This is a genomic window from Colwellia sp. C1TZA3, assembly GCF_007954265.1.
Lineage (GTDB): Bacteria > Pseudomonadota > Gammaproteobacteria > Enterobacterales > Alteromonadaceae > Cognaticolwellia.
In genome coordinates, this window is record NZ_VOLS01000066.1 from 1 (window position 1) to 19,404 (window position 19,404).

Genomic DNA, 19,404 nt, shown 5'->3' on the forward strand with positions numbered 1-19,404 from the left:
TAAAATGAATAACTACAGCGTTATAAAATTTATAAGGTGAATAACTACTGACTAAATTTTATGCCTTGTATTTATCCATTTTTCCTCATGAAAAAGGTGATCACTTAATTAATCAAATTGGTATAAGTAGATAAATTAATGTAAGTAAGGGGCTTTTAGCCCCTTTTTTTATGCACAAGATCTATGGTATGTCGCGGTGTATAGCCGTGCTTAGTATTCTATGGATCCACGGAATCGGGATTGTGTCAATGTACAGCAGCGTATATACAGCATATCGGTGGTTCATGGTTATTTTAGCTATTATGGCTTCGAAACATTAGTATATTCTTGTAGGTTGATGCATAGGAGCTTGTATAAAAGAGTGTACGGTAGATTGTGAGTGTTTTGTTGTTTCTAGTTATCATGGCTGTACAGCATGAGTAAATCTTGGTACATCGATGCACAGGAGCTTGAGTGAGAGGAAAGCTAATAAGACTATTCGAATATTTTTTACTGAACTTACTGAACTTACTGAATTCATTTAACGTACTTTACTTATTATAAGTATAAGTATAAATAATAAAATTATAGTTAGCTGGAATTTTTTATCTACCTGCAAGGTCTTTTGTTGTGATATGTCACTATAGCTTGTTAATGATATGTCACTATAATGTTGTTATTTATATGTTTTTGATGTAAATTTACAAAAATTTACTTATAAAGTGTTTATTGTTTCATGAAGGTTGTTAATATGAACAGTAATTGCTGCAATTGCATTCTGCTCTTGTTTTGCAAGTTTTTTGTTAAATATTGAAAATTTTATATAATTAATAGAATGGTCAATGTTTAATAAGTATTCTAGATGCTTATTGTGAACATTAGTGCACTTTTGCAAATAGTAGACTAAATTTAATTTGTTACTAGCTTATATATATTTAGTGGATCTCGTTTTTAAAAATAAAGGAAATTAAGATGTTAATATTAACTCGCCGAGTTGGTGAAACGTTGATGATCGGAGACGATGTCACAGTGACAGTGTTAGGTGTTAAAGGCAACCAAGTACGTATTGGTGTTAACGCGCCAAAGGAAGTGTCGGTTCATCGTGAAGAAATATATATGAGAATACAATCTGAAAAAAGTGAGGGTGAAGCCTCAGGTAATGAAATCTAATTGCTTTCTCATAACTAAAGCCGACATCAGTCGGCTTTTTTGATCCAGCAATAAAATTTAGGCAGGTCATTTTAGCGTGTTTTTCGTTAGTTAATGTCTGAAAAATGACCGTGTTGTTTGAATTGTCACCAAACAGTCAGTAAATAAGAATAAAAGCGGGAAAAAGTTTGACTTATTTTTATAATCCCTTATTATTCGCCTCATTGGAGAGGTGGCCGAGTGGTCGAAGGCGCTCCCCTGCTAAGGGAGTATCTGGTTTATAGCCGGATCGAGGGTTCGAATCCCTCCCTCTCCGCCATTCTTTTAGATTGGCATCGTATGAACAACGATAATTAAATAGTTCATTGTGGGTGTATGTAGTATTTACTAGGTTGTCTACCTAAGGAAATATTATTTAGCTCGCTATCTCTTGAACTAGAGATATAAATAACAGGTTTGAATTAAGGACGCGTAGCTCAGCTGGATAGAGTACCTGGCTACGAACCAGGCGGTCGCAGGTTCGACTCCTGCCGCGTCCGCCACTTTTCTTTAAGTGGCTAAATAATAAAGAGTAGCAAATATTAAAGCTAGTTAAAAAATAAATATTGTAAAATTAAGTCATCTCCTAAACATGAGATATAAAAAAACAGTTTATTGCGGACGCGTAGCTCAGCTGGATAGAGTACCTGGCTACGAACCAGGCGGTCGCAGGTTCGACTCCTGCCGCGTCCGCCACATTGAAAAAACCAGTCTTCGGACTGGTTTTTTTTCGCCTAGATATTTTTTATCTTTGCGGGGCAGTATTATATCCGCCCCATTGGAGAGGTGGCCGAGTGGTCGAAGGCGCTCCCCTGCTAAGGGAGTATCTGGTTTATAGCCGGATCGAGGGTTCGAATCCCTCCCTCTCCGCCATTTTTTAGAATGACATCGTGTCAACAACGATAGTTAAATAGTTCATTACGGGTGCATATAATATTTACTAGGTTGTCTACCTAAGGAAATATTGTTTAGCTCGTTATCTCTTGAACCGGAGATACAAATAAAGGTTTTTTTTGAGGACGCGTAGCTCAGCTGGATAGGTTATCTAACGCTAATGGCTACCAACGCTCATGATGAGTAAAGTTCGCTATCTCCTAAACATGAGATATAAAAAAACAGTTTATTGTGGACGCGTAGCTCAGCTGGATAGGTTATCTAACGCTAATGGCTACGAACGCTCATGATGAGTAAAGTTCGCTATCTCCTAAACATGAGATATAAAAAAATAGTTTATTGTGGACGCGTAGCTCAGCTGGATAGAGTACCTGGCTACGAACCAGGCGGTCGCAGGTTCGACTCCTGCCGCGTCCGCCACATTGAAAAAACCAGTCTTCGGACTGGTTTTTTTTCGCCTGAAATTTCTTGCCAACCACTCGTCTGCGATAACTTTGCTTAAAAAACCTTTAAAGCTAATTTTTATTTTTATTCTTGCTGGATTTATACCAAGTCGATTAATTACCTGCTCATTTTTAATAGTCAAAATGAATAACTATGGCGTTATTAAATTTATAATTAACCTAACTACGGGCTAAATTTTATGCCTTATATTTAGCTGTTTTTTCGCATGAAAAGAATCACTTAATTAATCAAGTTGGTATTATACCAATCCCATTAAGTTATTGCTCACTTGTACTAGTTAAAATAGCTCAAGGCTGTGTTGCTCTCACTCCCAATAGCCAGCTATTGCTCAATCGAGCGCCTTACCTTGAGTTATTTTTCCTGCGCACAACAAGATCACAAACTTAATGGAACTGGTATTATACCAATCCCATTAAGTTATTGCTCACTTGTACTAGTTAAGATAGCTCAAGGCTGTGTTGCTCTCAATCCCAATAGCCAGCTATTGCTTAATCGAGCGCCTTACCTTGAGTTATTTTTCCTGCGCACTACAAGATCACAAACTTAATGGAACTGGTATTAGTGAACTTAGCACAGCAGATATTAAGTTTAGAATAAACGAAGTGTGTGAAAAGTAGTGATTATTGACTAGGCCTTTTGAGTCAGTACAATTTAAGTACTCATTTGATTAAATATTTTTACAGTTATTAGTCTGCCTCTGAGTTAGCAAAAGGTGAGTTTAAAGATTTTTTGATCGACAGGCTTATTTTCAACAACATTTATCTGAAACTAAAAATATGAATTACTATTATTTGAATCCAAGCTGTTACTATTTGAATCCAAGAGCCATTATTTAGTCTAATCGGTATGTGTTATTTTTTAGATTTTTATTGACAATAAAATGATGATTTTTGATGGTTAATGTCGATTTTTTAAACAAGTGTTGGTTGTTAATTAGTGTCAGCTTTAACTCTTGTATATTGTATAATATCTTTGTTTTTCTTTTTCTAATAACCGCTATTCATGGATTTGATATTGTATACAATTTACTTGATAAAGTGTTTTTTATAAAATAAGAACGAAATATTACTAAATTTAGTTGTTTTTTTGAACTATTCTAGCTTGACATCGTTTTTTTTCATCAATTTGTCATAATTTGTTTGCTTTTTACACATTGGAGTGATTATTCTAATTGTATAAAATTGCTTGAGAGTAAAAAAATGGAAAATCTTCAACAGTTATTTATTGAAGCAGGTACTTTAATGCTAGCCGGTATGGTCTTTGTATTTACCTTTTTAGGTTTGTTAATTATCTTCATTAATGTTGTGCTGGTAAAGTTGGCAAAAAAATTTCCTGACGCCATTGTTGAAAGTAGATCCTCAAGTAAAAAAAATAATAAAAAACAAGATGACAAAGCTGTATCACCGGCAGTCGTTGCAGCAATTTCTTGTGCTGTTACTCAATATCGTCAACAACATTCTGCACAGAAATAGGAAATGACCATGACCAAGCCCAAGCCCTTAGGAATAACTGAAGTCGTCTTACGCGACGGCCATCAATCATTGCTTGCCACACGTTTACGTTTGGAAGATATGCTACCCATTGCTGCTAAAATGGATGAAATTGGTTATTGGTCGATTGAATCTTGGGGTGGCGCAACATTTGATTCTTGTATTCGTTATCTAGGTGAAGATCCTTGGGAGCGTCTTCGAGCACTGAAAAAGGCGATGCCAAAAACCAAACAACAAATGTTGTTTCGTGGTCAAAATATTTTAGGTTACCGTCATTATGCTGACGATGTAGTAGAAAAGTTTGTTGAGCGCGCTCACGTTAATGGCATTGATGTTTTTAGGATTTTTGATGCGATGAACGATGTGCGTAACTTACAAACGTCGATCAAAGCCGCAGTAAAGGTTGGGGCACATGCCCAAGGTACCTTAAGTTATACCGAAAGTCCTGTGCATAGTCTTGAAGGCTGGTTAACTATGGCTAAGCAGCTAGAGGACATGGGCGCACATTCTTTGTGTATTAAAGATATGGCGGGCCTGTTAAAGCCTTACGATGCCGCTGAACTGATTAGCCGTTTAAAAGAAACCGTTGCTTTACCTATTGCACTACATTGTCATGCCACAACAGGCTTAAGTGTTGCAACACACATGAAAGCGATTGATGCCGATATTGATGTGATTGACACGGCTATTTCATCAATGAGTATGACTTACGGTCATTCACCAACAGAAACTATTGTTTCTATTGTTGAAGGTACAGCACGCGATACTGGCTTAGACATGCTGAAGCTAGCAGAAGTAGCGACTTATTTCCGTGATGTTCGTGAAAAATATGCCCAGTTTGAAGGTAGTTTGCGGGGTATTGACGCGCGTATCTTAGTCGCACAAGTCCCTGGCGGCATGTTAACTAACATGGAAAGCCAGTTAAAAGAGCAAGGCGCGGCTGATAAGCTTGATGAAGTGCTAACAGAAATTCCAAAAGTGCGTAAAGACTTGGGTTATATTCCTTTGGTGACACCGACCTCGCAAATTGTTGGTACGCAAGCGGTATTAAATGTCCTTACCGGTGAGCGTTACAAATCAATTACCAAAGAAACAGCCGGTGTATTAAAAGGTGAGTACGGTAAGACTGCTGCGCCAGTTGATGCTGAATTACAAGCAAGAGTACTCGATGGCAAAGCAGCGATCACTTGTCGACCAGCAGATTTACTTGAGCCGGAAATAGATAAATTATCGGTTGAATTACAACAAATTGCCAAAGAGAAAAATATTGCCCTAGCTGAAGATACTATCGACGATGTATTAACTTATGCATTATTTCCACAAATTGGTTTGAAATTTTTAACTAATCGCCATAACCCTGATGCCTTTGAACCCGCACCAACTAAAGCTTCTGCCCAAAGCGCTGCTGCAGCACCTGCTGCAAGTTCAGCAAACACTAGCCCTGAAAGTTACGCGGTAAGTGTTGACGGTAAAGTATTTGACGTTGTTGTTGCCCCTGGTGGCTCAATAGATACTATTCAGCCAGCGAGTAAAGCACCTGCTGCTGCAAGTTCAAGCGAAGGTGAAGCTTTAAAAGCCCCTTTAGCGGGTAATATTTTTAAAGTGTTGGTTAATGAAGGCGACGAAGTCGAAGCAGGCGAAGTGGTTATCATTATGGAAGCAATGAAAATGGAAACTGAAATCCGAGCAGTAAAAGCTGGTGAAATATCAGCTATTCACACCAAAGAGGGCGATTCAGTTGCCGTTGGTGATACCTTGTTAAGCTTGGTATAGGACAACCCATGGATTCTTTAAAATTATTGTGGATGTCCACAGGCCTAGCAAACTTTGAGTTAGGCCAAGTGATCATGATGCTGGTGGGTTGTGGCTTACTTTATCTTGCCATTGCCCGTAACTTTGAACCGCTGTTATTAGTACCGATGGGTTTTGGCGCTATTTTAACTAATATTCCAGCAGCAGGTTTTTCTGAAGTAGGTGGGTTACTGCATTACATTTACTACGCTGGAATTGATACGGGGATATTCCCGTTACTGATCTTTATGGGCGTTGGTGCCATGACAGATTTTGGCGCGCTGATTGCTAATCCTAAAACATTATTGCTAGGTGCCGCCGCGCAATTTGGGATATTCGCCACTTTGTTTGGTGCCATAGCGTTAAACTTTGTTGGTTTAGACTTCTCTATGAAAGATGCCTCAGCTATCGCTATTATTGGCGGAGCAGATGGTCCGACCGCGATATTTTTAGCTTCAAAACTTGCCCCTGACTTACTGGGCGCGATTGCTGTTGCAGCTTACTCTTATATGGCGTTAGTACCGATTATTCAGCCGCCAATTATGCGAGCATTAACCACGGAAGATGAACGTAAAATTGAGATGGCGCAATTACGTCATGTGACAAAAGTGGAGAAAATTATTTTCCCACTAGGCGTTTTAATGATGACGATCTTCTTTTTACCGGCAGCAACACCTTTAGTAGGAATGTTTTGTCTTGGTAATTTAATGCGCGAGTGTGGTGTGGTAGACCGTCTAAGTTCAACAGCACAAAATGAGTTAATTAATATTGTCACTATTTTCTTAGGGTTAGGTGTCGGCTCTAAGTTAAGCGCTGATCAATTCTTAAATGCTAAAACCTTAGGTATACTCGCATTAGGTGCGGTAGCCTTTTCTATTGGTACTGCTGCAGGTTTATTAATGGCGAAGTTAATGAATAAATTTGCTAAAGAAAAAGTTAATCCACTGATTGGTGCCGCGGGTGTCTCTGCAGTGCCAATGGCTGCGCGTGTTGCCAACAAGGTCGGTTTAGAGGCTAATCCGCATAACTTCTTACTTATGCATGCTATGGGGCCAAATGTTGCCGGTGTGTTGGGCTCAGCGGTTGCTGCTGGTATATTGTTAGCTTTAGTTGGCTGATTTTATAATATCGACAATATTAAAAAAGGAGCAATGTGCTCCTTTTTTGCTTGAGGGTATAATACCAATCCCATTAAGTTATTGCTCACTTGTACTAGTTAAAATAGCTCAATGCTGTGTTGCTCTCACTCCCAATAGCCAGCTATTGCTCAATCGAGCGCCTTACCTTGAATTATTTTTCCTGCGCACAACAAGATCACAAACTTAATGGAACTGGTATAAGTTGATCTACTTAGCGCTAATAAATTTAAACTGTGCTTAAGCTTGCAGTGTTTAAAATTACTGTGTTTAAAATTACTGTGTTTAAAATTACTGTGTTTAAAGTAAATGTGTTTAAGGTTGCAGTTTGAAATTTTTCCATTGATTTTCATGTTGTTCAAAACAAACTCTGTCATGCAATCGGCTTGCTCGGCCTTGCCAAAACTCTATATAGTTAGGTTTTATGCGCCAGCCGCCCCAAAATTCAGGTAAGGGTACTGCTTTACCAGCAAATTTTTTCGTATAATAAGCAACGCTGTCAGCCAGTTCAGTCTCAGTTTGAATTTCCTTACTTTGTTTCGATGCCCAAGCGCCAATTTGGCTTCCGCGATCACGGCTATGAAAATATTTTGCTGATTGCTCAGTACTGACTTTTTCAACACAGCCTTCAATACGAATTTGGCGCTGCAGAACATTCCAATGAAATAATAACGCTATTTTGTCATTGCTATTTAATTCTTGGCTCTTTCTACTGCTGTAATTGGTATAAAAAATAAAACCCTCTTGGTTAAACTCTTTTAATAACACCATACGACAGCTTGGTTGGCCGTCTGGGCTTACACTACTGACTGACATGGCCTCAGGCAGTAAAACACCCGACTTATGGGCGTCATCAAACCAAAGTGTAAATAATGCAAAGGGATCGGCATTTTCATCAATGGGTGGTAATGGTAAGGCAACGCCTTGACCAAAGGTAAATAAGCAGCGCAATTTTTCAAATAAAGTCATAATGTCGGATCATTAAGTAGCGTAGATATTAAGCTAATGATATCAGCTTTATGTTAAAAACAAATCGTTACTGCTAAAATATTACCGATAATATTAAGTGCTGGCTTCTAACTCAGCGCTAATACTTAGCTTTGTCTAACATCATTGATTAGATATCCCAATTGTCTATGTCATCGAGTAATGCTTTGAGGCGTTTTTGTGCTAATAAGTCGTCAATGCGTTTTCTGACTTCACTGTTATGGGTGGCCTGCTTGCCTTTAGGCAAATCTTTGTCATAACTGTCCTGCTTTAAGTTTAGGCTAGCGTCATCGGTGCAATCGTTGGACATTTTTTATACCTAAGGCTTTTACAGTATTTTCTGTAATTACAATAAATAGTGGCTTAAAGCTGTTAATTCTAGCTAAGGATTAAATTTAATCCTATTCATTGTCATCATGATAAAATATTTTAATTTTGAATTGCCGACATTGTAAAAAAGACGAGTTTACAATCGTAGTAAATCTAACAAAGATATATAATTTGAACATAGGCAACTAATGGTAGATTTTCAACTAATTATTTCTATTCTAAAAAATATTGTACTAAAAAGGCTAGGTGATGATTTTCTACCGTGCAGTTATTTAGCTTTGACTAGTGCACCGATAAGCGGTACTTCGCAATGAGTTGGCGATATCTCTCTTGGTGTTAACCAAAATACTTTTTAAGGTTACATAGCATGTCGAAAGAAATGTTTTCTCACTGGTGTTTGCAGTTACAGCAACAAACGCAGGTAAAGCGCTGGCGTAGTTTAGTGGTATTAGTGGGTGATGCTGCTTGGACGACTGAACAGCTAGAGACAAGTTTAACTTTATTTTTATCCGACCAAGAGTCTGGTGAAACGTTTCAAAAACAAGGGCTTGTTTATGGCGAGCTAACCCATGCTTGTCGCTCTAATCAGTTAATTTTAGTCAATCGAAAAAACTACGCTCAGTATTTAGGTACCGAGCAAGACGTTATTATATTTGCGGTAGAGAGTAAGGGTAATAATAAAGATGATAATGATGCCCGCAATATCGAAAGTGATTTTGATGTTGATGCTTTTGCCGCGCTTTCGGGCACCTTAGTTGCTGGTGGTGTACTTTTACTTTTATTAAAACCGTCGCAAGTCGAGCAACTTAACCATGCGCAATCGCAAGATTATTTCCTTCAGCGCTTTATGCTGCAATTAACTGGCGAACATTGTTATGTCATTAAGCAAGAAAATACTGAACTTCCAGCGTTATTGTCTTTAAATAAAGCAGTACAAGCCAACGCGATTAACAATGCAGCATTAACCACAGCGGATCAAGTTACAAGTTTGCCATACGGCTGTGTTACGCAAGAGCAAGTTTTAGCGGTTGAGGCTATGCTTAAAGTGTTATCGGGTCATAGAGATAGGCCTTTGGTGTTAACCGCCGATCGTGGGCGGGGTAAGTCTTCAGCTTTAGCACTTGCGGCGTGTCAAATGTTGCTTAATGCTAAACAGCCACTAAAAATTATGATCACTGCGGCAAGTAAACCAGCGCTTAAGGTTTTTTTTCAACAAGTTCAAAAACACTTGCCTGATGCCAAGGTTGAGATAAATGGTGTTGATCATCCTAATGGCAGCATCGTTTTTTATGCCATTGATGTGTTGTTAAAAGAGCAACCCGAAGCCAGTATAATGATGGTTGATGAAGCTGCTGCCTTGCCAGTTTATCTTTTGCAGCAATTACTCGGTCATTATCATCGCTTAATATTTGCCACTACTATCCACGGTTATGAAGGCGCAGGCCGCGGTTTTAGCATTAAGTTTCGTCAGGTTTTACAGCGTTTGATGCCAAATTGGCGCAAAATGCATATTAATGAAGCTATTCGCTGGGCCAGTGATGATCCGCTTGAGCAATTCGTCTTTGCCAGTTGTTTGCTCAATGCTAAGTTACCCCATTACCCTAACAATTTTTTATTCATAAATAACGCTATCCCTAAAATCAAAAGTGAGGCTAAAGATGGGGCTGAAAGTGTAGCTAATAAGGCACAAGCGCAAAGTGTTTTACTTTCGCAACATAATTTAATAACCGAGCTTGTTACCCCCCCACAACTACTGCAAAACGAAAGGCTTTTACAGCAAGTTTTTTCGGTCTTAGTCACAGCTCACTATCAAACATCACCCAGTGATGTGAAGTTACTGTTGAATAATGGCGCCATATCATTATTTGTACTTAAACGTGAAAACGATATTTTAGGTGTGGCAATGCTGATGCGAGAAGGGCAGGCAGATGAAAAGCTTGTTGAGCTGATTCGTGAAAATCAACGGCGGTTACGCGATCAATTTTTACCACAGTCATTACTCATGCATTGTGGTATCAAAGAAAGCTTTAATTATAGCTATCAACGTGTCATGCGTATTGCTATACATCCTCAATTTCAAGGACAAGGCTTAGGTAGGCACTTTTTAAGCGCTATTGAGCGCCATATTACCGTGCGGGGTACAGATTTTATTGGCGCTAGTTTTGCGGCTAATGCTACTTTGCTCAAATTTTGGCAGCAAAGTGGCTTTGCCGTAGCCCGAGTAGGGTTTAGTAAAGACAAAGCCAGCGGTGAGCATTCTTGTTTGGTGACTAAAGCCTTAGCGCCTAATGCCAGCCATTTACAGCAAGTGATCACTGAGCAGTTTTATCAACAATTACCCTATTGGCTCACCGATGAGTTTAGCCATATGCCAGTAAAATTAGTCTGGCAGTTGCTCAAGGCTAATACTGAGTTAAAAGCGTCGGTATTAGCGCGTGATACTTTGCAAAGTGTTAACGACTTTGCTTCTGGTCAACGTCAATTTAGTAGCTGTATTTATGCCCTACACCAATGGTTATTAAAGCATTGTACTGAGCAGTTTAATCCTGATGTATTACCCTTGCTTGCACGTGTTTTTCAAAAGAATAGCATTGAAAAAGTTTGCCAACAGTACGATTTTACTGGCAAGAAAGCCTTAAACCAACACCTAGTTAACTATATTAGCGCCCATCAAACGCTCACTAATAAGCAGTACTAAAGTCAGTGTTAAGCGATTTGGTAACGCCATTGCCAATAATTTTTCATTTTATGATAGCTACAATGACGATCGGCTAGTTGATTAAAGTCTTCATGTTGAATAATGGCATTGATAGCAATGCATATTTTTGCCAATGATTGTTTGTTAGCCAATGGCTTGCAGTCACAAACAAAGCTCTCTAGCCAAGCCTCTAAATAGCAAATATCAACAATAGGTGATTCTGTGGTCATTTTATTACTCCGCATTTTTTAGGTTAGTAGTTGAATTAATACTTAAGTTCAGCAAAGACTGCCATAAGGTACTACGGGCATTGTTGTCTAGACATCTACAGTTATGGCCTGTTAATGCGCCAGAGCTGATTAACTGTGCTAACAATAGGGCTGAAATTTCAACTTGAGCTTTACCGCGGCATCCTTCATTTATTTGTTTAGATCCCATTATTAATCCTTAATATTTTTGATAAAACAGGCTTGTTAAAAACAATAAGTGAAAACGCAATTAAATGCAAATGATAATTATTATCATTTGATGAATCTCAGTTTGAGATTAATAATTTAAGTGTGTAGGGTGAATGCGTTTTGGATTTTATTCAGCTTTACCATGTTAGAAATTATGCGCTGATTAGTTGCCTGCGCTTGAAAAATTATCACTGAAAGGGCAAAATTAACCTATGGCAGTTATCATCTACCGAGCCGATGTCAGCGAGTATTATCTTTTTAACTTGCCGTGTTTATCGAGTTAGCATAGCCCCTGCTAATTAAGTAAAAGTTTATGGCAGGTTTTAACTGAGAATTGATGGAATTATAGCGTTATGTTGTTAAAAATAGTGGGAGTTTTTTTTGTTGCATTAGCTTTTATTGGCGCCTTTTTGCCATTACTGCCCACTACACCCTTTTTATTGCTTGCTGCAAGCTGCTTTGCTAAGTCGTCGCCGCGACTGTATAATATGCTATTGGGCAATAAAGTGTTTGGGCCAATGATATATCATTGGCAGCAATCTCGTTGCATTCCCAAACGCGCAAAAGTGCTAGCCTTAAGTTCAATGGTTGTTGCGGTATTGTGGTCGGGCTATATTTTACCTACGATTTGGTTAAAGGTGTTAGTGGTTGCTTTAATTGTCTGGCCCTTTGTGTTTCTCTGGCGTTTACCTACTTCTGATGGTAATGCGCTAATGGCATTAACAAACTATCGGCCAGAAGATAAAGCACCTGAGAACCCCATACCTAAAAAGTAACCAAAAATTCAAGGAAAAAGTAAATACTGAATATTGAATGTTAAAGCACTAAGCCAGTGCTTTAACCACCAGTTGCGCTAAATGCGGTGGCAGGGTTAAGCTTAAGGCAATTTCTTGGCCTTGCGTTGACATTTTTCGCCAGGTCAGCTGTAAAATACGAATGATTTTTTCTTCTTTATGTTTAGCGGCCAGTGCATCAAAATAGTATTGCAAAAACACTAAGCAGGCCACATCTTCCAAGGTTTGGCTTTCACTGTTTGATTTTAAGTTTTCTTTACGAATAATCGCTGCGCTAGTTTCAGCTGCATCTTCACTGTAGCCATGCTCAAGCATTAAGGCTTTAGCGGTCGCCGCATGAAAAATACCTAACTCTTTACGCCAAGTTAAATAACCTTTTTTACCTAGAGCAAAGTCAGTACGTTTTAAGTGCCAGCGTTTTACGTGTTGTGCACGAACCGCAACCTGTAAGTTTTCACCAGCATCTGGCCAATATTTTTCCAGGCAAGCCGACATATATTGACCGTATAAAAGCTCTTTAGGTTGGCTAATGCCGTCAACAATTGTGGTGTTAATATCGGCTTTATTAATGGTGTCGATAGCATCTAATACTTTTTGTAATTGAGTCATAGCGATTAATTTTTATTTTTTGCAAAGGAAAACACCAGTTTACCCCGTTTTTTAATATATACAATCATGCTTTGAGGCAAATATTGAGTATTTAAATGAAATTTTGTGCAACTAGATGCCTTGATCATATTGTTGTGTACACGGCTTTTCAGTATAATGTTTTCCCGTCCTACTAAATTTATTTGTTGATCAAAAATCAAATCAATTTAGTGCAAAATTTCTGTTTTTCCTGACTCTGGGTATCGCATGACAACTAGATATATTTTTGTTACTGGCGGCGTTGTATCGTCTCTTGGTAAAGGTATTGCTGCAGCATCACTAGCCGCAATTCTCGAAGCACGTGGTTTAAAAGTTACCATGCTTAAGCTTGACCCTTATATTAATGTTGATCCGGGTACAATGAGCCCAATTCAGCATGGTGAGGTTTTTGTTACCGAAGACGGAGCAGAAACCGATCTAGATTTAGGTCACTACGAACGTTTCATTCGAACCAAAATGACCAAGCGTAATAACTTCACTACCGGTCGTATCTATCAAGATATTCTAGCGCGTGAGCGTAAAGGTGAGTTTTTAGGTGCCACTATTCAAGTTATTCCTCATATTACCAATGACATTAAACGTCGAGTGATTGAAGGTGCTGAAGGTTACGATATTGCGATGGTTGAAATTGGTGGCACGGTAGGTGACATTGAATCACAACCCTTTTTAGAAGCCATTCGTCAACTAGGCGTTGAGCTAGGCCGTGAACGTGCGATGTTTATGCACTTAACACTAGTGCCTTATATTGCTACTGCCGGCGAGATTAAAACTAAGCCAACCCAGCATTCGGTGAAAGAATTACGTTCAATTGGTATTTTCCCAGACATTTTAGTTTGTCGAAGTGAGCGTGCTATTCCCGCGAATGAACGCGCTAAAATTTCACTCTTTACTAATGTCGAAGCAAAAGCGGTTATTTCACTGCGCGATGTTGACTCTATTTATAAAGTGCCAGCCTTACTTAAAGCGCAAGGCGCTGACGAGTTAGTGGTTAAGCGTTTTGGTCTTGATGTACCCGAAGCTGATTTATCTGACTGGGAACAAGTGCTTTATAAAGAAGCTAATCCATCAGGTGAAGTCATTGTTGGTATGGTGGGTAAATACACCGAGTTGCCCGATGCGTATAAGTCAGTCAATGAAGCATTAAAACATGCCGGCATTAAAAACCAAGTTAAAGTTAAAATTCAATATATTGATTCACAAGATGTGGAATCTAAAGGTGTTGAACTGTTTAAAGATTTAGACGCCCTGTTAGTGCCAGGTGGTTTTGGCGAACGTGGTGTTGAAGGTAAAATTTTAACTGCGCAATATGCTCGTGAAAATAAAATACCCTACTTAGGTATTTGTTTAGGTATGCAAGTGGCATTGATTGAATATGCTCGCAATGTTGCCGGTTTAACTGACGCACACAGCACCGAATTTAATACTAAAACACCTTACCCAGTCGTTGGTTTAATCAACGAGTGGTTAGATGAAGAAGGTAAAGTTGAATACCGTAATGCTGAATCTGACTTAGGCGGCACTATGCGCTTAGGCTCACAATTGTGTCACATTATGAAAGGTACCAAGGCATATGACGTATATGGTAGTGAAACAATTTATGAGAGACACCGTCATCGTTTTGAGGTAAATAATAACTACCGTGAACAATTAAGCCAAGCAGGTTTAGTGTTCTCGGGATTATCTGCGGATAAAACATTAGTTGAGGTGATTGAAAATCCAAATCACCCTTGGTTTATTGCTGGGCAATTCCATCCTGAGTTTAATTCAACTCCTCGTGATGGTCACCCGCTTTTTGCTGGCTTTATTGCCGCCGCTTTTGAACATCAAAAGCAGCAATCAAGTTAACCAACTTATGAAAACCGTGGCTTATTGCTGCGGTTTTTTTTAGCAATTTTAACCTTTAATTTAACGTTTATAACCTGTCTAGCTTAGCTAGTCAGGAATAGGGAACATAATGTCTAATATTAGTAAAATTATCGCACGTGAAATCATGGATTCTCGTGGTAACCCAACTGTTGAAGCTGACGTTTATTTAGAGTCTGGTGCTTGGGGTCGAGCTGCCGCTCCTTCTGGCGCATCAACTGGCTCTCGTGAAGCACTTGAGTTACGTGACGGTGATAAAGCACGTTACTTAGGTAAAGGTGTATTAAAAGCCGTTGCTGCTGTTAACAATCAGATTGCTAACGCATTGAAAGGCAAAAGTGCTTTAGAGCAAGCAAACATTGATCAAATCATGATTGATTTAGACGGCACAGAAAACAAAGAAACCTTTGGTGCTAATGCCATCCTTGCCGTTTCTCTAGCGAACGCTAAAGCGGCCGCCATGGAAAAGAAAGTACAATTATTTGAGCACATTGCCGATCTTAACGGTACGCCAGGTCAATACTCACTACCTTTACCTATGATGAATATTATCAATGGTGGCGAGCATGCTGACAATAACGTTGATATTCAAGAATTCATGATACAACCGGTTGGCGCGAAAAGCTTTAAAGAAGCGCTACGTATGGGCGCTGAAATTTTCCATGCCTTGAAAAAAGTATTGTCGGCAAAAGGTTTAAACACTGCGGTGGGTGATGAAGGCGGTTTTGCGCCTGATTTAGCCTCCAATGCTGATGCGTTAGCCGTTATTAAAGAAGCCGTTGCCGCAGCGGGTTACGCATTAGGTAAAGACGTAACCTTAGCGATGGATTGTGCTGCTTCTGAGTTTTATGATGCTGCTGGTAACAACGGTAAAGGTATTTACGACCTTAAAGGTGAAGGCAAGCAATTTACGGCCAACGAATTCTCTGATTTCTTAGCAACGCTTTGTGAGCAATACCCTATTATTTCAATTGAAGACGGCTTAGACGAGTCAGATTGGGACGGCTTTAAATACCAAACTGACTTACTTGGTGATAAAATACAAATTGTTGGTGATGATTTATTTGTGACTAATACTAAAATACTAGCTCGTGGTATTGAGCAAGGTATTGGTAATTCTATCTTAATAAAATTCAACCAAATTGGTACATTAACCGAAACGTTAGCGGCGATTAGAATGGCGAAAGACGCTGGTTTTACGGCCGTGATCTCACATCGCTCAGGCGAGACTGAAGATTCAACTATTGCTGATTTAGCTGTAGGCACAGCAGCAGGGCAAATTAAAACCGGTTCTTTATGTCGCTCAGACCGTGTTGCTAAGTACAACCAATTGTTGCGTATTGAAGAATTTTTAGGTGATAAAGCTATATTTAATGGCTTGTCTGAAGTTAAAGGTCAATAAGATAAAATTATTGGTGAAGCTGCTAACTTAAGCGTTATTTTTCTATATTAAAAACCACTCATTTTGAGTGGTTTTTTGTTACCTTTTATAAGACACTCTGCTTATTTAAATAACCTAAAATTATTTTTGTGATGACAGGCTGAGGGCGTCAGTTGCGTTTAGCGACACAGTTCAGTTTACCCGACCCCTTGATATAATATCAACTTGACTAATTTTCTAACCATTTCTACTAGTTAAAAAAACTAACTACTACGTTATCTATTTACTCATTATACGTGGCCTGCTTTATTATCGGCAATCATGTCAGGCTCATTGGTATCCGTGTTGGGATATTATGGCTGGTATTTAGTGCTGGCAAAAACATTAATCACTGTTGCGTCGATAATTCAATGGTCGGTATTGATCATTGCCGCATTAGGCGGCGAAATATTTATGGCTTAATCCATCAGTTTTGATTTTATTATCGCTTGTTCATTAGTCTCTACAGGTATTGCGCTGCTGTACTCGCTACCTATAGAAAGACTAAAATTGCTAGTTAACGATTAAGTTTGCCTTATAGTGTTGCTAGATATTTTTCTTTAAACTTGCTAATGTTCATCATTGAAATGCATTTAGTTACACAAGTACACGTTTTGAAACAAGTTTGTAACAATCCTGTTTCGCCTTAGTAACATGTCGCTTGCCTGTTTTAAAACATATATGCATTCAACTATTAATACATAATATTTAGAACTTAATCATCTTATGGAGAAACAATGATGAAAGACAATGGAAAAACAATGATGAAAGAAACTAAAATAAATAATATAGTTGAAGCTGATTTAATACCTGCAAGCATAAATGAATATCTACCTGATAATAAAGAAGTTATTGAAGACAATACAAACGTAAATAAATCGCAATCAGATGAAAGTTTTATCGATCCTGACATATTAAAAGAAATTGCTGAAATCCAAGCTGCAATTGAAAGTGATGATCAGGCTATTGATGTGCCTGACACGGCCGCTGGGCAAGCGTTAATTGATGGTGGTAGATCAGCTGGGGTCAAGTTTGAGCGTGATGCAGAAGAAGTCATCGCAAGTTCATCATTTCAAACAGCTGCTTTGGATAATGCTGATAACACTTCAATTCAGCCAACGGCAACAGCATTATTTACAGACACATCAGCTATTGCGCCAACAATTACCATTGCGGGCGACACAAGCTTTGATGGTATTTATAACGCCGCTGAATTAGCCACAGGTGCTGCTGGAACCGTAACAGCAACCATTGCCATTCCAAGTGATGCAGTCGCTGGCGATAAACTAACTTATACAGTAGATGGTGAAACAGCAGAAATTGAATTAACCGATGCAAATATTGCCACGGGTATTCCGATAGAAGTATTACCAGAGACAACCATTACTGCCACCATTACCGATAACGCTGGCAATATATCAACTCAGGGAACAGCCACCGCGTCAGCTTCAGATACATCAGTAGCTGCAGCAACTATTTCTGTTGATTCAACCGGCAATGATAGTGTTTATAACTCAAGAGAGTTAGGTGACGATGGCACCGTCACAGCAACTATTAGTTTACCAAGCGATGCTGTAGCAAATGATTTTATCTCAATTAATGGTGCAACGGCGCGTGCAATTACAGCTGAAGAGATAACAGCAAGTGAAATCACATTTGAAGTTGCGCCAGGTACAACCGTTACAGCACAAATCATCGATCAGGCTGGCAACGATTCAGCGACAACAACGGTAACCGCATCACCTTCAGATACATCAGTAGCGGCACCAACTATTACCATTGATTCAACAGGTAATGATAGTATTTATAACGCAAAAGAGTTAGGTGACGATGGCACAGTGACGGCCACCATTGCTATTCCAGATGATGCTAACGTTGGTGATATATTAACCTATACAGTAGATGATGGAACAACAGAAGTTGTAGTTGAATTAACCGCTGGAAATATTGCCGCAGGTATCCCAGTAGAAGTATTACCAGAAGCAACCATCACGGCCACTATTACCGACATCGCTGGCAATACTTCAAACGCAGCAACAGCCACCGCATTTGCGACAGACTCGACCATCGCCACCCCAACTGTGATACTCGAAGCAGCCGACGTTAATGGCGATAGCCTTTACAATGCAGCAGAACTTGGAAGCGATGGCACGGTTACAGCTATCATCGGCGTAACAGGCTCTGACGTTGGTGATACATTAATCTACACCATTAATGGTGTAGAAACAGTCGTCACATTAGATGCAAACAATATTAGAAATGGCGTTACAATTGACATTGATCCCGTCGCATTCTTTCAAGCAGATACCAACACACCCGTTGAAGTTGAATTAACCGCCGAAAATATAGCAAGTGGTATCAATGTAGCAATACTACCAGAGGCAACTATCACGGCCACCATCACCGACATTGCTGGTAATACTTCAGATACAGCAACGGCCACCGCATTTGCTACCGACTCAGTCATCGCCACGCCAACAGTAACACTCGAAGCGGCTGATACCAATGGTGATAGCGTTTATAATGCAGACGAACTTGGACCCGATGGCACGGTTACAGCCATCATCGGCGTAACGGGTTCTGAGGCTGGTGACACATTAACTTACACCGTCGATGGTGTAGCAACCGTCATTACATTAGCTGCAGGCAATATTGAAAATGGTGTAACAATCGCTGTAGCGCCAGAAGCCGTTTTAACAGCAACACTTAGTGATAGTGCAGGCAATACTTCCAATCCAGTAACTGCAACAGCCTTGGCAACTGCATTATCTACAGACTCTGCGATCGCAACGCCAACAGTAACAATCGAAGCCGCTGATGCCAATGACGATAGCGTTTATAACGCAGCAGAGCTTGGCATTGATGGCACGGTTAGCGCAACCATCGGCGTAACGGGTGCAGAGGTTGGCGATATATTAACTTACACCGTTGATGAGGTGGCAACTGTTGTTACATTAGACGCCGATGATATTGTAAATGGCGTCACTATCGATATCGATCCAGAAGCCGTCGTAACAGCAACGCTTAGCGATATTGCCGGTAATACTTCAGACGCCGCAACGGCCACTGCATTGACGGTAGATACCGATGTTAACGCACCCATCATTACCATTGCTGGTGATGTCAATAATGACGGGGTCTATAATGCCGCTGAATTAGCCGCAGGTGCCGCGGGTACAGTAACCGCCACTATTACTATGCCAGGTGATGCAGTTGCTGGAGATATATTAACTTATCAAGTAGGTACTGACAGTCCTGTTGAT

At 39.5% G+C, this 19,404-nt stretch carries 15 protein-coding genes and 5 tRNA genes; 14 read left to right on the plus strand and 6 right to left on the minus strand.

Going from position 1 to position 19,404, the window contains the following annotated elements; all coding sequences use genetic code 11:
- Window positions 1–951: 951 nt before the first annotated feature.
- The 9 genes from csrA (at window position 952) to ESZ39_RS15320 (ending at window position 6,925) form a co-directional block, all read left to right on the plus strand.
- Window positions 952–1,149 (plus strand): carbon storage regulator CsrA, encoded by a 198-nt coding sequence (gene csrA / locus ESZ39_RS15280; protein ID WP_146880789.1) that lies wholly within the window; start codon window positions 952–954, stop codon window positions 1,147–1,149.
- A gap of 205 nt (window positions 1,150–1,354) precedes the next feature.
- Window positions 1,355–1,447: transfer RNA gene (locus tag ESZ39_RS15285), tRNA-Ser, on the plus strand.
- Window positions 1,448–1,593: 146 nt separating this feature from the next.
- Window positions 1,594–1,670, plus strand: a tRNA-Arg gene (locus ESZ39_RS15290).
- A 116-nt stretch (window positions 1,671–1,786) separates the two neighbouring features.
- Window positions 1,787–1,863, plus strand: a tRNA-Arg gene (locus ESZ39_RS15295).
- An 84-nt stretch (window positions 1,864–1,947) separates the two neighbouring features.
- Window positions 1,948–2,040, plus strand: a tRNA-Ser gene (locus ESZ39_RS15300).
- Window positions 2,041–2,404: 364 nt separating this feature from the next.
- Window positions 2,405–2,481: transfer RNA gene (locus ESZ39_RS15305), tRNA-Arg, on the plus strand.
- Window positions 2,482–3,725: 1,244 nt separating this feature from the next.
- A complete protein-coding gene (locus tag ESZ39_RS15310) occupies window positions 3,726–3,998 on the plus strand; it encodes an OadG family protein (RefSeq protein WP_146880790.1) in 273 nt (90 codons plus the stop codon).
- Between the two features lie 9 nt (window positions 3,999–4,007).
- A complete protein-coding gene (gene oadA / locus ESZ39_RS15315; protein ID WP_146880791.1) occupies window positions 4,008–5,789 on the plus strand; it encodes a sodium-extruding oxaloacetate decarboxylase subunit alpha in 1,782 nt (593 codons plus the stop codon).
- 8 nt (window positions 5,790–5,797) lie between these two features.
- Window positions 5,798–6,925 carry a sodium ion-translocating decarboxylase subunit beta gene (locus ESZ39_RS15320; RefSeq protein WP_146880792.1) on the plus strand — a complete coding sequence of 376 codons (1,128 nt, stop codon included), beginning with the start codon at window positions 5,798–5,800 and terminating at the stop codon, window positions 6,923–6,925.
- 149 nt (window positions 6,926–7,074) lie between these two features.
- Here the strand turns inward: ESZ39_RS15320 and ESZ39_RS18425 are convergent, their stop codons facing one another.
- From ESZ39_RS18425 to ESZ39_RS15335, 3 genes are all read right to left on the minus strand, one after another.
- On the minus strand, window positions 7,075–7,320 hold the full coding sequence (locus ESZ39_RS18425) for a pentapeptide repeat-containing protein (protein WP_146880793.1): 246 nt from the start codon (window positions 7,318–7,320) through the stop codon (window positions 7,075–7,077).
- Window positions 7,259–7,912 (minus strand): pyridoxamine 5'-phosphate oxidase, encoded by a 654-nt coding sequence (gene pdxH, locus ESZ39_RS15330; RefSeq protein ID WP_146880794.1) that lies wholly within the window; start codon window positions 7,910–7,912, stop codon window positions 7,259–7,261. The genes ESZ39_RS18425 and pdxH overlap by 62 nt, the downstream gene beginning before the upstream one ends.
- Before the next feature lie 148 nt (window positions 7,913–8,060).
- Window positions 8,061–8,240 (minus strand): PA3496 family putative envelope integrity protein, encoded by a 180-nt coding sequence (locus ESZ39_RS15335; RefSeq protein ID WP_146880795.1) that lies wholly within the window; start codon window positions 8,238–8,240, stop codon window positions 8,061–8,063.
- A 387-nt stretch (window positions 8,241–8,627) separates the two neighbouring features.
- Here ESZ39_RS15335 and ESZ39_RS15340 point away from each other — a divergent pair, with 387 nt between their 5' ends.
- The gene (locus ESZ39_RS15340; protein ID WP_146880796.1) at window positions 8,628–10,958 is read left to right on the plus strand and encodes a GNAT family N-acetyltransferase; all 2,331 of its coding nucleotides are present in this window, start codon (window positions 8,628–8,630) and stop codon (window positions 10,956–10,958) included.
- Between the two features lie 8 nt (window positions 10,959–10,966).
- On the opposite strand, the gene ESZ39_RS15345 is transcribed toward ESZ39_RS15340, so the two are convergent.
- Together ESZ39_RS15345 and ESZ39_RS15350 are read right to left on the minus strand one after the other, a co-directional pair.
- A complete protein-coding gene (locus ESZ39_RS15345; protein ID WP_146880797.1) occupies window positions 10,967–11,188 on the minus strand; it encodes a hypothetical protein in 222 nt (73 codons plus the stop codon).
- A 4-nt stretch (window positions 11,189–11,192) separates the two neighbouring features.
- A complete protein-coding gene (locus ESZ39_RS15350) occupies window positions 11,193–11,396 on the minus strand; it encodes a hypothetical protein (protein WP_146880798.1) in 204 nt (67 codons plus the stop codon).
- A gap of 373 nt (window positions 11,397–11,769) precedes the next feature.
- On the opposite strand from ESZ39_RS15350, the gene ESZ39_RS15355 reads away from it, so the two are divergent.
- On the plus strand, window positions 11,770–12,192 hold the full coding sequence (locus ESZ39_RS15355) for a YbaN family protein (protein WP_146880799.1): 423 nt from the start codon (window positions 11,770–11,772) through the stop codon (window positions 12,190–12,192).
- Between the two features lie 48 nt (window positions 12,193–12,240).
- On the opposite strand, the gene ESZ39_RS15360 is transcribed toward ESZ39_RS15355, so the two are convergent.
- Window positions 12,241–12,819 carry a DUF4202 domain-containing protein gene (locus ESZ39_RS15360; protein WP_146880800.1) on the minus strand — a complete coding sequence of 193 codons (579 nt, stop codon included), beginning with the start codon at window positions 12,817–12,819 and terminating at the stop codon, window positions 12,241–12,243.
- Between the two features lie 246 nt (window positions 12,820–13,065).
- On the opposite strand from ESZ39_RS15360, the gene ESZ39_RS15365 reads away from it, so the two are divergent.
- The 3 genes from ESZ39_RS15365 to ESZ39_RS15375 all read left to right on the plus strand — a co-directional run.
- Window positions 13,066–14,703 (plus strand): CTP synthase, encoded by a 1,638-nt coding sequence (locus ESZ39_RS15365; RefSeq protein WP_146880801.1) that lies wholly within the window; start codon window positions 13,066–13,068, stop codon window positions 14,701–14,703.
- Window positions 14,704–14,812: 109 nt separating this feature from the next.
- Window positions 14,813–16,123 (plus strand): phosphopyruvate hydratase, encoded by a 1,311-nt coding sequence (gene eno, locus ESZ39_RS15370; protein WP_146880802.1) that lies wholly within the window; start codon window positions 14,813–14,815, stop codon window positions 16,121–16,123.
- 755 nt (window positions 16,124–16,878) lie between these two features.
- Window positions 16,879–19,404 (plus strand): beta strand repeat-containing protein (locus ESZ39_RS15375; RefSeq protein WP_146880803.1); only part of this gene is annotated, 2,526 nt, incomplete at its 3' end.

Excerpts from the sequence above, each read along its gene's own strand:
- csrA (WP_146880789.1), top strand. The coding sequence starts at position 952 with ATGTTAATATTAACTCGCCGAGTTGGTGAAACGTTGATGATCGGAGAC.
- ESZ39_RS15310 (WP_146880790.1), top strand. The coding sequence starts at position 3,726 with ATGGAAAATCTTCAACAGTTATTTATTGAAGCAGGTACTTTAATGCTA.
- oadA (WP_146880791.1), top strand. The coding sequence starts at position 4,008 with ATGACCAAGCCCAAGCCCTTAGGAATAACTGAAGTCGTCTTACGCGAC.
- ESZ39_RS15320 (WP_146880792.1), top strand. The coding sequence starts at position 5,798 with ATGGATTCTTTAAAATTATTGTGGATGTCCACAGGCCTAGCAAACTTT.
- ESZ39_RS18425 (WP_146880793.1), bottom strand. The coding sequence starts at position 7,320 with ATGACAGAGTTTGTTTTGAACAACATGAAAATCAATGGAAAAATTTCA.
- pdxH (WP_146880794.1), bottom strand. The coding sequence starts at position 7,912 with ATGACTTTATTTGAAAAATTGCGCTGCTTATTTACCTTTGGTCAAGGC.
- ESZ39_RS15335 (WP_146880795.1), bottom strand. The coding sequence starts at position 8,240 with ATGTCCAACGATTGCACCGATGACGCTAGCCTAAACTTAAAGCAGGAC.
- ESZ39_RS15340 (WP_146880796.1), top strand. The coding sequence starts at position 8,628 with ATGTCGAAAGAAATGTTTTCTCACTGGTGTTTGCAGTTACAGCAACAA.
- ESZ39_RS15345 (WP_146880797.1), bottom strand. The coding sequence starts at position 11,188 with ATGACCACAGAATCACCTATTGTTGATATTTGCTATTTAGAGGCTTGG.
- ESZ39_RS15350 (WP_146880798.1), bottom strand. The coding sequence starts at position 11,396 with ATGGGATCTAAACAAATAAATGAAGGATGCCGCGGTAAAGCTCAAGTT.
- ESZ39_RS15355 (WP_146880799.1), top strand. The coding sequence starts at position 11,770 with ATGTTGTTAAAAATAGTGGGAGTTTTTTTTGTTGCATTAGCTTTTATT.
- ESZ39_RS15360 (WP_146880800.1), bottom strand. The coding sequence starts at position 12,819 with ATGACTCAATTACAAAAAGTATTAGATGCTATCGACACCATTAATAAA.
- ESZ39_RS15365 (WP_146880801.1), top strand. The coding sequence starts at position 13,066 with ATGACAACTAGATATATTTTTGTTACTGGCGGCGTTGTATCGTCTCTT.
- eno (WP_146880802.1), top strand. The coding sequence starts at position 14,813 with ATGTCTAATATTAGTAAAATTATCGCACGTGAAATCATGGATTCTCGT.